This window comes from Intrasporangium sp. DVR, from assembly GCF_040365325.1.
Taxonomy (GTDB): Bacteria; Actinomycetota; Actinomycetes; order Actinomycetales; family Dermatophilaceae; genus Intrasporangium.
Window position 1 is genome coordinate 1 of sequence record NZ_BAABZW010000031.1, and the last position, 13,218, is coordinate 13,218.

The window sequence follows — 13,218 nt, forward strand, 5'->3', positions numbered from 1 at the left end:
GCCGCATCGCGAGCTGCGGCTCGGCTTCGACACGCAGGCGCGGCTGCTGGAGACGGTTGTGCTCACGTTTCAGAGCGGCGAGGAGATGATCATCCACGCAATGCCGGCTCGGCGGCAGTACTGGGATCTCCTGCCCTGACCCAAGCGCGCACCTGCCGCTACCGGTGCCTATCGACCTACGTCTTTGCGCCGCCTGCCGGGCGCCCTCCCTTTGCTGGATCTTCCGAGTTGAGGATGGGACGTCCGACCAAACCGCAGTTGTTGCGCTGTCTTGCGAGTGCGGGTACTCGGACGGGTCCCAGTCGTAGGCTCTGCATCGTGCGCAACGCCAAGATTGGTCTGCTGGTCCTCGCAACGCTCGGGCTCACCGGGTGGTCCGGCTACGCCGTCGTCGTGGGCGTACTCGGAAGCTCCGACGGACGGGCGGGTGCCGCTTTCGGCGCCGCAATGAGTCTGGCCATGGCCGTCTGGTCTGGCAGTCACTTGATTCGCTTGACCCGTTCCGAGAGTCGCACCCACTGAGCTCGCGCCGCACGCTCATGCCCGGAGTCGCGCGTCTGGACCTGCGCCACACCGCCGCATCAAGCGCTCAGGCAGGGTGTCGCGTTCTGGTCCGTCAGCCGTCCCCGGGGGCGGTGGCTGAAGGGTGGCACGGCAACCGTTCAAGGGGGCTGGCCGTTGGGTCGTGAGTTCTGTCAGTCGGTCGTCACGGTGCCGTGGTAGGTGATGGCGTCGCACTTCGCTCCGCCCCAGGCCGTGAAGTCGTAGGGCGCGATGCGATAGGTCATCTCTTCGCCCTTGACGGTGACCAGCAGTGGCCCGGCCCCGGTCATCACGGTGCCCTGGAAGCTCGCCTGCCCGTCGAGCCACACCCGGCTCAGCTGTGCGGTGAAGGCGACGTGGGGTGCGTCGTTGACCAGGATGACGAAGCGGGCTGTGCCCTTCGCGTCATGGACATTGATCCGCCACGAGCCGCTGGCGATGCTGGGGCCCTCGGGGGCGCCGACGGTGCAGTTCTCGTAGGTGACGGCTCCCGCGAACTCGCCCTGCAGCGCGTTGTTGGCGCCTGCCGCGGTGGGCGTCGTGATGGCCATCAGAGCCATTGCCGCTGCGGTCGCGGCGATCGCACGCTTGCGTGTCATGGTCTGCTCCCCTCCTTGCCGGGTTGTCGACGCGTCGCCGACCAGCCGAGGCTAGGCGGGCAGGTGCGCCAACGGGCCGGGGCGAAAGTCCGTGATCCAGGCCACACCATCACGAGCTCGCGGGGTGTTCCGCTGCACCGTCCCCTGAGGGGCTGGCACACCCGCACGGAGCAGCTGCCCTGTGGCGTTGATCCGGTGCCGGAAAGGCCTCTCTGGGAAGGAGAGGTGTCGCTACGGTGATCGTGTCGGGGCTGGGAGGTCGTGGCTGTGGACGTCGTGCTTCGGGTCGTTGTCGGTGTTGTCTTGGTGGCGCACGGGTTGGTTCACCTGCTCTACCTCGCGCCCGACGTTTCGCAATTCTCCTTGGACCGGTCCTGGCTGGTGCCGGAGTCGGCCCGCCGCCCGGTGGCGTACGTCCTGATGGCCGCGACGATCGTCGCATTCGTCCTGGTCGCACTCGGGGTGTGGCAGATCCCGGCGCTCAGGGACGCGTGGCCGCTCCTCACCCTGATCGCCGCTGCCCTGTCCACGTTGCTGCTCGTCCTGTTCTGGAACCGCAACCTCGTGTTCGGCCTCGTCATCAACGCTCTGCTGGCCACGGCAGCCCTGGCCCGGCCGGGATGGCTCGAGCGCTTCATCAGCGGCGCCTGAGTTCTGGAAAGGCGGCGCACGACCCTGGACCCAGCACCCCAAGACCGATTCCCGGGTCCCACCCAAACCCTGCTCAACTCGTTCAAGGGACCGCGCGAGAGTTGAGTCACTCCGCCGCCAATGCCGCACCGAACAGCGATGGTCCAGCGGTCTTGCCCTTGAACTGAACCACACGTTCGGATCAGGACTTGGTGGCCGTCTCGCGTAGCGCCGGCGGGCGCCACCTTGGGAGAGGGTGGGGGCTTCGGAATCCGCGGCCACACTCGTTCCGCCCATCCGTATCAGCGTCTACTGTTTCGGGGCTTCGGGAAGTCCGGCGAAGCTGAACAGCCGCCTACGGAGTCCGCCGTTGGCGGTGGTGATGGCGGCTTGGTACTCGGGCGAGTTGTACCAGGCTCTGGCTGCTGCTTCGTCGGGGAACGCGATGAGCACTATGCGTTCTTCGGGGTTGAAGCCGCCCTCGAACGCGCCGGGGACGGCGTCCCGGGCCAGGTAGGTGCCCCCGTACTTGGCGATGGACAGGGGTGCTTCCTGCTTGTATGCGGCGACTGAGTCGCGGTCGAGGATTTCGACCTCGGAAAGTACGTATGCGGTCACGGGTGTCTCCTCAGTGTGTCGTTTCAATGGGAAGTGGCGTAATTGGGCCGGGAACGGTGGGGCCATCTATGCGGCCGACGAGGCGACCGGTTTCCAGGACGCCGGGCCGGTCGTGGGCGGGGAGCAGGTATCGGTGCATGAGAACCTGTTTGATGGCGCGGATCTCGTCGGCGACCGAGGGGGTGAAGTTGTTGGTGGGGGCCGGCTCGTCCACGGCGAAGGTGTAGCTCTGAACGCCAGCCATGGGGGTGCCGTGGGGGGTCTCGTGGAGGGATCCGTGGAGGTCGTAGAGGAGATCCCCGATGAGTGCTGCAGTTCCTTCGCGGGTGTCGACTTCGATGTTGACCGAGCCGGCGGTGTGCCCGCCGGACCCGACCACGACGATCCCCGGCATGATCGTTGCGCGCGTGTTGGGCACCAGGTCCAGGACGCGAAGCGCTCCGGGGGTGTACATGCGGCGCACCACGTGTAGCAGGTCGTCGCGCGCGTACGCGGTCCCTTGAATGTTGCTGAAGGCGCAGCTCAGCTCGGCCCGGTTGACCACGACGGGCACGGACATGGGGACCTTGTCGAGGTGCCCAGCGTGGTCCCGGTGAAGGTGGGTCGGGATTACGCAGGCCAGGTCGCCGGGGGTTATGCCGTAGGCCGAAAGCTGCTCGGTGAAGCCTTGGCCGGTCGTGACGTGGCCGCCGCTGCCTAGGACCTCGGGGTCCCGGTAGCCCGCGTCGACCAGGATCGGGGCGTGGTTGCCGGTGATGAGGTAGCCCTGCGCGGGGACCTCGACCATGGTTCCGGGCGGACGCCCGCGCACCAGCATGGAGGCGTCGACGCGGACCGACCCGAAGTTGAGCCGGTGGATCTCGTGGCTGGTCATGTTGGTCCTTTCCGCTCTTGCCGAGCGTCGGGGAAGTGATCGTGCATCAGAAGTAGCTCCTCCCCAGCTGTGCGGCCTCGGTACTGCTTGGTTTCAGGGTGCCGTCGCTGAGGACGTAGACCGTGTCGCAGCAGGCGGCCAACATGTCGATGTTCTGGTCCACCAGTAGCAGAGACATGTGTTCCTCGCTTCGGAGCGTGGTCAACACGGCCGCGATGTCGGCGCTGGCGCGCGGGGACAGGCCCAAGGTCATCTCGTCGATCATGAGCAGGCGTGGGCGAGCCATCAGTCCTCGGCCGATTGCAAGCATCTGCTGCTCGCCGCCGCTGAGCTGGCCGGCGCGGCGGCCTGCGAGCGTGCGCAACGGGGGGAACAGATCCAGCACCCGCGCCAAGTCTTCGCCTGCTTGGCGCTTGGGTCCTCCGACGGCAGCTGCCCCGTACAGGAGGTTGTCGTTGACCGTGAGCCCCGCGAAGACGCGGCGGCCTTCTGGGACGTGTGCCAGTCCTGCGACCGCTCTGCCATGGGGGCTACGTGGCAGGGTTTGGCCACATGACTGCAGCGTCGTCGCGTGGTGCCATGCTGTGCCAGACAGTGCGCGAAGGAGGGTGGACTTGCCGGCGCCGTTCAGGCCGGCCAACCCGACGGCGGTGTTGGCGGGCACCGTCAGGTCCACGCCGTGGAGCACGGTCGTGCGGCCGTAGCCGGCATGTAGGCGTGCGACTTCCAGAACAAGGTCGGAGGTCATGACGCGACCCCGTCCGGCACCTCGCCGAGAAACGCGCGGCGCGTTTCCTTGCTGGCAAGTACGTCCTCTGTGGTGCCGTCCGCCAACACCCTCCCGGCCACCAGGACGGTGGCGCGATGGGTCACGGTGCGGATCCAGCCGACATGGTGGGAGACGACCAGGATGGTCAGGCCGGACTGCCTGTTGAGGTGCGTTATGACGTCGCTGATGGTGCCCATCTCCTCGGCGCTCAGGCCTGCGGTTGGCTCGTCGAGGACGAGGACTGCAGGCGAGCCGACCAGTCCGCGAGCCAGGTCCACCAGTTTTGACTCGGCCATCGACAGCTCAGACCCGGCCAAGTGATGGCGCGCTGGCGCCACGCCTACGGCGATGAGTGCCGCGTGGGCGCGGGCGGGTACGACCTTGGCGCCAGAGCGGTTCCGCCCGAGACGGCCTCGGTCGCGGTAGAGACCGAGCGCTACGTTCTCCAGGACGGTCAGGTCGGAGACGAGGGCTTGGTGCTGAAAGGTGCGATGAAGCGTGCGCCGGCCATCCGACTCCGGGCCGCCACGGTTGTTGAGATTGATGCTGCCGCTCTGAGGTGCCTCTAGTCCGCTCACGCAGTTGAGCAGGCTTGTCTTCCCCGCCCCGTTGGGTCCAACCAGGGCGTGAACCGAGCCCGGTTCGACACTGAACGTCACGCCCTTGAGGGCATGCACGCCGCCGTAGCTCAACGAAACCCCTTCCACGTCCAGCCCGGCAGGGGCTGCGGCATCCCCCGTGATGATGTCGATGTCTTCGGCGCCGCCCAGTGCTGGGCGACGTGCTGCCGGCCGGGGCCAACGAAGGTCGAGGCCGAAGCGGTGGATGAGGGAGTTCGCTGCGCCGTACAACCCTCCTCGCCCGGCGACGAAGACGATGAGCAGCAAACTGGCGAAGAGGACCTGTTGTCCCGTTTGAGCGAACTGAAGTTGACTTGGCAAAGCTGTCAGCGCCACCGCCCCTACCACGGGGCCCGCGATACTTCCGAGGCCACCGACCGCGACCATCGCGAACAGCATGATCGAGGCTTGGACCCCGAAGTTCTCCGGAGAGATGTACCCGGCGCCCAGGGAGATCAGGCAGCCCGCGCCAGCGGCTAGCGTCGCGGACCAGACGAAGGTGGCCAGGCGCACCCGGTCGGGGTTGACTGCCAAGGACCTGGCCACGGCGTCCGAGCGTTTCACGAGCCTGAGCAGCTGCCCCGGAGTCGCGTCCACGAGCGCGGCGCTTGCCAGGGCGACGATCGCCAGGACGGCCCAGCAGGTGTAGTAGTAGGCGACACCGTCCGAGAGGTTGATGCTGCCTGCGAGGACCAATTGTGGCGTCTGCAGGCCTGATGCGGCCCCGGTCCATTCGGCGAGCAGGGTGCCCGAGAGCAGAGACGTGGATACGAAGGTGAGGAAGAACGTGCCCAGCACCAGACCGAACTCTTTCAGCCTGAGCAGCACCGATCCGATGAGGGCACTGAGCACGGCGACCGCCACGACAGCGCCCAGCATGGCTACCGGCAGCGACCAGTGGAGTCGCCCGGCGAGGATGGTGGAACCATACGCTCCCGCTCCGATGAATGCGGCATGTCCGAAGGATGGCTGTCCCAGGTAGCCGCTGAAGGCGTCGAGCCCGACAGCGGCGACCGCCCACGCCATCCCGGTGGCAGCCAGGAACAGCAGGCTTGGCCCAAGGGGCAGCAGACCAACTAGTGCCAAGGCGACCATGACAACCAGACACGCCGGCCATACGCTGCCGTGGGCCCTGCCAATGTGTTTGGCGCTCATAGCCGCTCACCGACCGTCGCCCCGAACAGCCCATGCGGCCTCACGAGCAGAGTCAGCAGGAAGACTGCGAATACGGCGAGCAGAGCGACCTCGTCGCTGGCCAACTGGTAGGTGACGCCTTGGACCAGGCCGACGCCCACGCCTCCGATGACCGCGCCAGCCAAGCTCGTCATCCCGCCGATGACCACGCCAGCGAACACATAGAGCAGCCAGCTGGTCATCATGTCCGAAGAAATCAGCCGGCTCGGCGCGGCGAGAATCCCCACCACCGCTGCGAGCCCGGAAGACAGCGACCAGGCCACAGCCGCAAGCAGGCGGGTCCGCGCCCCGAGGAGTCCAGCGGTGTCGGCGTCCGCGGCCAGCCCCCGCATCAGCAGTCCTATCCGCGTGTGGCTGAAGATCAAGCCGAAGGCGCCGATTACCGCGACGGCCACGAGGGGGAACCACAATGTTGACGACGGGATGGCAAGTCCGGCGGCAGTGGTCGAGATGTCGGGAAGCACGCTGCCGAACGCGAAGGGCTGGCCCTGGCCTAGCCAGATCTCCAGAAGCGCCTGTCCCAGCAGGAATAGACCCACGGTCCGTACGGTGAGGCTGAGATGATCCACGTCGTCCCGGACCCGCATCACCAGCAGATAGGCCATCAGCCCGGCGCCCGCCGTCAGCAGGATCGCGAGTGCGCTGGCGGCCAGCGCGTTCAGGTTGGCTTGGTCGCTCAGTTTCAGGGCGAGCGTGGCCCCTAGCGTGGCGGTGGTCCCGGCCGCGAAGTTCGCTACTCCAGTCATCTTGAACAGGGCGACGATGGCAAAGCCCATCAGTCCGTAGAGCAGCCCGACCGTGATTCCGGTGATGATCGCTGACGTCATGGTTCAGCCCCTTAGGGCGCTGTCTGCAGGGGGACGGTCTCTTCGACGGTGTACTGCTGCGCCGAGTCGAGTGTGAGCAGGAACATGGAGTCGAGGCCGACGTGGTCCTCGGCGTTGAAGGACACGGTCGGCAACAGCGATGACACCTGTGCACCGTTCATCTCCTCCAATGCGCCGGTGAGCTTCGAGCGCGTGGGTTCGTCACCTGCCGCTTGCAGCGCGGCGATCAGCACCTGCGCTCCGGCGCATCCGAACAGGGCGAGCGCGTCTGGCTTGGTGTCCGGGCTGTGCTTGCGGAGCGCGTCGACGCACTCCTGTGCCGCGGGGTCGCTGGGCGGCACCGTCGGGGATAGCGTTTTGAGCAGTTGTGCTGCCTCGGCGGAGAGGGCTGCGGCGAAGCTCTGAGCGGCGAGCGGTGCGCTGCTGAGGATTGCCTTCGCCGGAAGATCGTGCGACTTGGCCATACCGTTCAGCATCCGAGCGGCGTCGGGTGCTAGGACGGTCATGGCCAAATAGTCCACGTTGTGCTGGCCGGCCTTCGCCGCCTCTTGCTCGGCTGGCGCGTTCGTGGCGGGGAGCAACGCGGAGGAAAGCAGGGTGCCTCCTGCCGACTTGACGCCCGCCTCGGCACCGGAAACGGTGGACTCATAGCCCGGGATTTGGGACGTGACGGTGTAGACGGTGCCGGGCGCCTTGGTCACGAGGTGGTCGATTGCGGTGAAGATCTGGTCCCGGTACAGCGGCAGAAGGCTGAACACGTTGGGTTGAACGGGTTCGACCAGGTCAGGAAGCGCTGCATAAGGAAACAGGTAGGGCACGTCTGAGCCCTTGAGCGCGGTAGCGATGGCGGCCGCCGAGACGGTGCCGCAGCCGCCGAACATGGCGAAGATGCCCTTATGGGTCAGGTCACGAACGTTCGCGGCCGCTCGCGGCGCCTCGTAGCCGTCGTCGAGTACGTCGACGGTGACCTTTCGGCCGTGGACACCGCCTTCTTCGTTGACCTTCGCGAGCCACGCCTTCGCACCTTCGGAGGCCGGGAGGCACACCGCGGCCACGGGGCCGCTCATTGCGTTGGACATGCCGAGGCGGATCTCCGTCTGGCTCACCCCGGCCATCGCGCTGCCGCTACCGGCCCCCAAGCCCGCGCTTGTCGTCGTTGAACAACCGGCGACAAGAAGCGACCCGACGAGCAGCAAAGCCGTCGCCCCCAACCACCTCGAGGTCCCTGGGGCGTTCATCGGGGGTTCCCAAGGGCCGCAAGGGCAGCGTTCTCCCGCTGCCATAGGTCGGTTGGCCCCCAGCGCGAGGGGACCTGGTCAGCTCGCTCCTCGTCATCCTCGACAAGGACCTTGGCCGACACGCCGTCGAGCAGCAGGCCCGGAGTGTGGACCTCAACCAGCTGGACGTCAGCGTCGGACCGGTTCCATGCCCAGTGCATGGCAGAAGGCGGGATCCGGAGGAAGTCACCCCTTGTGAGGTGAAAGGCCTCGTGCTCGACGAAGACCCAGACCTCTCCGCGGGTGACGTAATTCAACTGCTCGCAGTCGTGGGCGTGGGGCTGCGAATGGTAGCCCGGCGTCCGGGTCGCGACGGTCAAGCTGGACTTCGAGCCGAGTACCTGCTGCGTGCGCAGCTCGCCGACAGATGTATTCATCTGCACGATCCCGGCGGCCACGTCCGTGGCGCTGGCGAATTTCATGGATGCTTCCTTTCAGGCAGGCTCGACTCCATGGCCGAGCTGAGGGACCACCGGGCACGACAGTGCGGGTGGCTGTGACCGCCGGGCAGGGTGCTCGACGGTTTGGTGCGGCTCCTGCCGTCTATGTGCGAGCGCGCTCGAGGTCGGCCATCGGTGCCGGCCTCGGGGGCTGCTCGTCGGCGAGCACACGTCGGCCGCTGGCCACGAAGTGGTCGATGTGCGCGAGCATCGCCTCCTGCGCAGCGTCCGGGTCGCCCGCGACCAGCGCGGCGAGAATCTGGTCGTGTTCTCTGTGGCTGGCGGCCGTGACCTCGCTGTGGGCGGCCACGTCCGCGCGCATCGCGCCGAGTAGGTCGAGCGTGGGGGCGAGCATGACGGAGAACAACGGGTTGCCGGATGCGGCGGTCACCATCGCGTGGAAATCCGCATCGGCCCGGACGTAGGCGCCCACCTCGCGCGCGCCCTGCATCACCTTCGTGCAGCGATGCAGCGCTTCCAGCTGCTCTTCAGTACGGTGCCGCGCGGCCTCGGCGGCCGCATGGGGTTCGATCGCGCGACGAGCCGCGAACAACTGGTCAAAGGTGACCTCTTCGAGGCTGAGGTAGACCGCCAAGTTGACCGCCACCACGTCTGGCCTCGGGGTAACGACCCAGCCCGAGCCCTGCCGTGTAGCGAGCACACCTTGGTCGGCCAAGCTCTGGAGGGCTCCACGCAACGTGCCGCGCGACACGTCGAGGCGTGCAGCCAGCTCCCGCTCAGGCGGCAGTCTGTCCCCGGCCAGCAGCCGACGAGCCGCGATCAGCGCCTTCAACTGAGCCTCGCACGAGGCGCCGACCCCGGTGGCGCGCTCGATACTCGCGAACGGCTCGCTCATGCTTCCTCCAGATCAGTGGTATATTGGTTCATCCAATCTATCGCCAGATCACCGTCTGTCAATAGCCATCCAGAGGAGAGATTTGATGCGACGTCTCGAATTCACTCGCCCTTCCACCGACGGGAACGCCAGCGTCGTGGCGCAGGTCGACCCGCCCCAGCCCGGTCAAGGGATGGTTGCCATAGCCGTCGCCTGGGCCGGCATCAACTTCAAGGACGTCATGCAGCGGCGTGGCGATACCGGGTACGTGGACAGCTACCCTTTCGCCCCCGGCCTCGAGGTCAGCGGCACGATAATCGCCGCAGGCCCCGGCGTGCCGCCCGACAGCATCGGGCGGCGTGTCTGCGCCGTCACAGCCAACGGCGGGCTGGCCGAGGTGGCCGTGGCCGACTGGTCGCTCACCGTCGACATTCCCGACGGCGTCTCTGAGCGTTCCGCCGCTGCCGCACCTGGCGCACTCACCAGCGCAGCACTGCTGGTGGACACCTTTGGACGGGTGCGGCCCGGGGACGTGCTCCTGGTGCACTCAGCGGCCGGCGCAGTCGGTAGGGCAGTGGCACAAATCGCCCGACACCGAGGTGCTGCCCGCCTCTTCGGCATGGTGGGCGCCCCCTCACGGGTCCCGGCGGCACAGATGAACGGATACGACGAGGTCCTAGTTCGCGGTGACACAACTCCCAACGGGGAAAGCGACCTGCTCCACCCAGCGGCCATCGATCTGATCATCGATCCACTGGGGAGCTCCATGCTGAACTTCGACCTTCGGGTTTCAGGGCCGGGCAGCCGCATCATCATCTCCGGAAACGCGCCAGGAGGGCCGATGGCCGAACCCCCCGCCATCCCAGCGCTGATGGGAATGGGAGTCCAGATAGGAGGATTCAGCCTCGCAGCGCTCATGGCGCGCTCTCCTGATCTGGTCGCCAAAGCGATGCGACAGGTGCTGGAACTCCTACGAGATGGCGTCCTGACACCCGAGTTGACCACCGTTCCCGGGCTCGCCGCAGTCCCCAGAATCCACGATGCCCTCGCCGTCGGCGAGGCTCGAGGCAAGTACGTCGTCGACATCGCCGCACAGGTACCGTCGTCCGAGGCGCAACGCGCGAGCGCCGGCAAGGTCTGACAGGCGCGTCGGCTTGCTCATGACGAAAGGGCCGACTCTCACCAGCGGACGAATCTACGGCTGCGTGCTTGCGGCTGACCTTGTCGTTGCGCGTCGCGGCGTCCAACGTGTGGCACGGCAGCACAAGGCGTCTCCGAAAAGTAGAACTTTGTCTACCGAATCCGACGGGTCAACTGATCGCCGGCAAGGCGCGTCTTAACGCCGCGATTGGGACGCGCGATCCTGCCGCTGAGCCTGCGAGAGCCGGCGCGGACACGTGAAGGAGGCCGTTGGCGTCCGAAGGCGTCTTGGCAGCATGGACCACTCGCGTGGACAACCGCTCTTCAGCGGAGCGGGTGTCAGCACGTCCCCCTGCTGAGCACGAAAGCCGGCGGAATTTCCGCGGAACAAAGGACTGATTCTGTCTCAGAGACGCTGATGAGAGGTAAGACAACCCGCGGGAGGGCCTGCATCTTCGCAGGTGAGAGCCCTGCGGCCTCAAGTGCCCCCGGCAGGATTCGAACCTGCGACACCCGCTTTAGGAGGGCGACCGGGGTCGAAGAAGACCGCACGGCATCGGGCAATTTCCGCGTGGTTACTGGGCTGCGGTGGTGCGCCATGGTGACTGCCGGCGGGGCCGTGCGGCCCGCCGGGCACCACTGAGGCACCAGTCCGTCAGTGCGTGCTCGGCGAGCGACCGACCCATTGACCCGCACCCTAAGGCAAGTTACCTTGGGAGAGTGACGGATGATCCGATCATCGCCCCGTCCGCACTCAAACACGGACTCGGAGAAGACGACATCCTCCACGCCTACCGCAACCCCGTCCGGGTCTGGGACCTGGGCGACGGGTTCACCATGATCGTCGGCCCCAACCAGGCGGCGATCTTCTTGGAGGTCGGCTACGTCGATGGCGACCAGACCCAGGTCATCGTCCACGCGATGGTGGCCCGAGAGAAGTTCCTGAGGTGATGAACATGCCGCGCACCGTTGAAGAGATCCTGGCCCACGCCGATGAGCTGGCCGCACGGTTCGAGTCTTACGAGCCGAACCCTGACAACGAGCTGGACGCCGGTGCGGTCGCGATGCTGCGCACCGCGGTCGCCGAACGGTCAGAGGCCGAGCGTCACCTGTTCGAGGCGGTCCGCGCCGCCCGTGATTCCGGCTTGTCGTGGTCTGCGATCGGCTCCTTGGTCGGGACTACCGGTGAAGCGGCGCGTCAGCGCTACGGCGGCAAGGTCGCTTGACTGGCACAGCGCGCCGGAGGGCGCCCCCTCGGCCTAGGCTCAAACCCGCCGTGGGTAGTACGAGCGGCTCGCGGCAGAGATGCTCCTATTGGTGTCAAGCGGCGTTGAGCCATTCGCGGTAGGCCTGGGCGAGGGAGTCGTCGCGGCGTTTGCCGCGTTCGATCTGGGAGATGGCGGTGGGCCAGACGTGCAGGTCGGTCGCGGCGGCGGCCAGGGTGAGGTTCTTGGCGTGCCGGGCGGGGCGTAGGTCGCTGTAGTCGGGGACGCTGCTCCGGCCGACGAGGGCTTGGTAGATCTCCCGGGCGTCGAGGCTTGTTCCGCCCCTTCCACGGTGCCGGCGTGGGGCCGGTGACGATGGTGCCGTCGGGGCGACGGACCTGACCGGCCAGCCTCTCCTGGACGTACTCGCGAAGCCGTGGGTTGGCGACCAGCTTGGCCGTCCTCGGCCGGCGGGCTGCTAGCTATGCCTTCCACTGCGCCACGCCTGCGCGGTACGTGAGGTTCCCGCTGCGGGTCGCGGCGTTGCGCCGCAGCTCCCGCGAGATGGTCGAGGGTGAACGCCCGAGCTGGCGGGCGATCTCACGCACGCCTTGGTCCTGGGCTCTCAGCAGCGCGATCTCCTCCCGCTCGGCGAAGGACACGTAGCGGCCCGAGGGTGCGTCGAGGCTGATCAACGGCATGCCGCCACGTTCGCGGAACCACCTCGACCCCACAGGGCCGACACGCCGACCGCGATCCCGGCATCCTCGCTCGTCATGCCCTCGGCGATCCTGCCCCAGAACGCCCGCTCGACCTCCCGACGGATTGGCGGCCGCCCTGGCGACCTCATCGCCGGTCGTCCTGTCTGTGTGACCATCCACCCTGGCTGCCGTCCCATCAACACCTCCACTGTCGGGGTGTTGCTTCGACTGGTTGAGTCCGGGTTGCACGCCGCGGTCGCTGTGATGGACCAGGCCGGTGACGTCCTGTCCCCCGCGTTGACGGGCCCACAGCCCCATGTCGAGGGCATCCAGCGCGAGGTCGGTGCGCAGGCTGGTCGAGACCTGCCAGCCCACGATCATCCGGCTGAAGACGTCCAGGACGAACGCCACGTAGGTCCATCCGGCATGAGTGCGAACGTAGGTCAGATCGGCCACCCAGAGCTGGTTCGGGGCGGTGGCGACGAACTTGCGAGCCACCAGGTCCGCCGGTCGCTCGGTCTCCGCGCCCTCACCGACCGTGGTCTTTCGGGTCTTCTCCCGCGGAATGCCGCGCAGGCCCTCGACGCGCATCAGCCGTTCGACCGTGCACCGGGCGCCCTTGACGCCCTCGCGGTTCAACTCGGCGTGGATCTTCCGAGCGCCGTAGACACCGAGATTGGCCCTGTGCGCGGCGCGGATCTCCTGCACCAGCTCGGCATCACGCACAGCACGCGCCGACGGGGGCCGTTCCCGTGCGGCGTAGTAGGTGCTCGGGGCGATCTGCACGCCGGCGTCCTTCAGGACGGTGCAGATCGGCTCGACCCCGAACCTGTCACGGTGCTGGTCGATGTAGTCGACCAGCACCGCCACGGGCACCTCTATCTGATCTTGCGGTCGAGCTCCGCGGCGATGCTCCTATGTCAAGGTCGGGACTCACGCAGCCTGC

14 protein-coding genes and 3 pseudogenes are annotated in these 13,218 nt (G+C 67.2%); 6 read left to right on the forward strand and 11 right to left on the reverse strand.

Features of this window, described 5'->3' with window-relative positions; all coding sequences use genetic code 11:
- Together ABWV20_RS18245 and ABWV20_RS18250 are read left to right on the forward strand one after the other, a co-directional pair.
- A pseudogene (locus ABWV20_RS18245) lies at positions 1–139 on the forward strand (toxin); the annotation flags it as partial.
- Between the two features lie 179 nt (positions 140–318).
- On the forward strand, positions 319–522 hold the full coding sequence (locus ABWV20_RS18250; RefSeq protein WP_353357725.1) for a hypothetical protein: 204 nt from the start codon (positions 319–321) through the stop codon (positions 520–522).
- Between the two features lie 173 nt (positions 523–695).
- Here ABWV20_RS18250 and ABWV20_RS18255 read toward each other — a convergent pair whose 3' ends face one another.
- A complete protein-coding gene (locus tag ABWV20_RS18255; RefSeq protein ID WP_353357727.1) occupies positions 696–1,142 on the reverse strand; it encodes a hypothetical protein in 447 nt (148 codons plus the stop codon).
- 306 nt (positions 1,143–1,448) lie between these two features.
- Between ABWV20_RS18255 and ABWV20_RS18260 the strand changes: the two genes are divergently transcribed.
- Entirely contained in the window at positions 1,449–1,793 is a 345-nt protein-coding gene (locus ABWV20_RS18260) for a hypothetical protein (protein ID WP_353357729.1), read from the forward strand.
- A 288-nt stretch (positions 1,794–2,081) separates the two neighbouring features.
- Here the strand turns inward: ABWV20_RS18260 and ABWV20_RS18265 are convergent, their stop codons facing one another.
- The 8 genes from ABWV20_RS18265 to ABWV20_RS18300 form a co-directional block, all read right to left on the reverse strand.
- Positions 2,082–2,390: a DUF1330 domain-containing protein gene (locus ABWV20_RS18265; RefSeq protein ID WP_353357731.1), complete on the reverse strand. Its 309-nt coding sequence runs from the start codon at positions 2,388–2,390 to the stop codon at positions 2,082–2,084.
- Between the two features lie 10 nt (positions 2,391–2,400).
- Positions 2,401–3,264 (reverse strand): MBL fold metallo-hydrolase, encoded by an 864-nt coding sequence (locus tag ABWV20_RS18270; RefSeq protein WP_353357733.1) that lies wholly within the window; start codon positions 3,262–3,264, stop codon positions 2,401–2,403.
- 46 nt (positions 3,265–3,310) lie between these two features.
- On the reverse strand, positions 3,311–4,012 hold the full coding sequence (locus ABWV20_RS18275) for an ABC transporter ATP-binding protein (protein WP_353357735.1): 702 nt from the start codon (positions 4,010–4,012) through the stop codon (positions 3,311–3,313).
- On the reverse strand, positions 4,009–5,808 hold the full coding sequence (locus ABWV20_RS18280; protein ID WP_353357737.1) for a branched-chain amino acid ABC transporter ATP-binding protein/permease: 1,800 nt from the start codon (positions 5,806–5,808) through the stop codon (positions 4,009–4,011). Before ABWV20_RS18280 ends, ABWV20_RS18275 begins: the two co-directional genes overlap by 4 nt.
- Entirely contained in the window at positions 5,805–6,674 is an 870-nt protein-coding gene (locus tag ABWV20_RS18285; protein ID WP_353357739.1) for a branched-chain amino acid ABC transporter permease, read from the reverse strand. The genes ABWV20_RS18280 and ABWV20_RS18285 overlap by 4 nt, the downstream gene beginning before the upstream one ends.
- Before the next feature lie 11 nt (positions 6,675–6,685).
- Positions 6,686–7,780 carry an ABC transporter substrate-binding protein gene (locus tag ABWV20_RS18290; RefSeq protein WP_353357741.1) on the reverse strand — a complete coding sequence of 365 codons (1,095 nt, stop codon included), beginning with the start codon at positions 7,778–7,780 and terminating at the stop codon, positions 6,686–6,688.
- A 128-nt stretch (positions 7,781–7,908) separates the two neighbouring features.
- The gene (locus tag ABWV20_RS18295) at positions 7,909–8,373 is read right to left on the reverse strand and encodes a cupin domain-containing protein (protein ID WP_353357743.1); all 465 of its coding nucleotides are present in this window, start codon (positions 8,371–8,373) and stop codon (positions 7,909–7,911) included.
- A gap of 121 nt (positions 8,374–8,494) precedes the next feature.
- Positions 8,495–9,247, reverse strand: a complete 753-nt coding sequence (locus ABWV20_RS18300) for a FadR/GntR family transcriptional regulator (protein ID WP_353357745.1) — start codon at positions 9,245–9,247, stop codon at positions 8,495–8,497.
- Between the two features lie 136 nt (positions 9,248–9,383).
- Here ABWV20_RS18300 and ABWV20_RS18305 point away from each other — a divergent pair, with 136 nt between their 5' ends.
- The 3 genes from ABWV20_RS18305 to ABWV20_RS18315 all read left to right on the forward strand — a co-directional run bounded on the left by ABWV20_RS18305 (position 9,384) and on the right by ABWV20_RS18315 (position 11,592).
- Positions 9,384–10,367, forward strand: coding sequence for a quinone oxidoreductase family protein (locus ABWV20_RS18305; protein ID WP_353357747.1), 984 nt, complete (start codon positions 9,384–9,386; stop codon positions 10,365–10,367).
- A 719-nt stretch (positions 10,368–11,086) separates the two neighbouring features.
- The gene (locus tag ABWV20_RS18310; RefSeq protein ID WP_188427801.1) at positions 11,087–11,317 is read left to right on the forward strand and encodes a hypothetical protein; all 231 of its coding nucleotides are present in this window, start codon (positions 11,087–11,089) and stop codon (positions 11,315–11,317) included.
- Between the two features lie 5 nt (positions 11,318–11,322).
- Positions 11,323–11,592 (forward strand): hypothetical protein, encoded by a 270-nt coding sequence (locus tag ABWV20_RS18315; protein ID WP_229734772.1) that lies wholly within the window; start codon positions 11,323–11,325, stop codon positions 11,590–11,592.
- Positions 11,593–11,893: 301 nt separating this feature from the next.
- Here ABWV20_RS18315 and ABWV20_RS18320 read toward each other — a convergent pair.
- A pseudogene (locus tag ABWV20_RS18320) lies at positions 11,894–12,469 on the reverse strand (transposase); the annotation flags it as partial.
- Positions 12,470–12,575: 106 nt separating this feature from the next.
- Positions 12,576–13,148 (reverse strand): annotated as a pseudogene (locus ABWV20_RS18325) (IS3 family transposase); the annotation flags it as partial.
- Between the last annotated feature and the right edge of the window lie 70 nt (positions 13,149–13,218).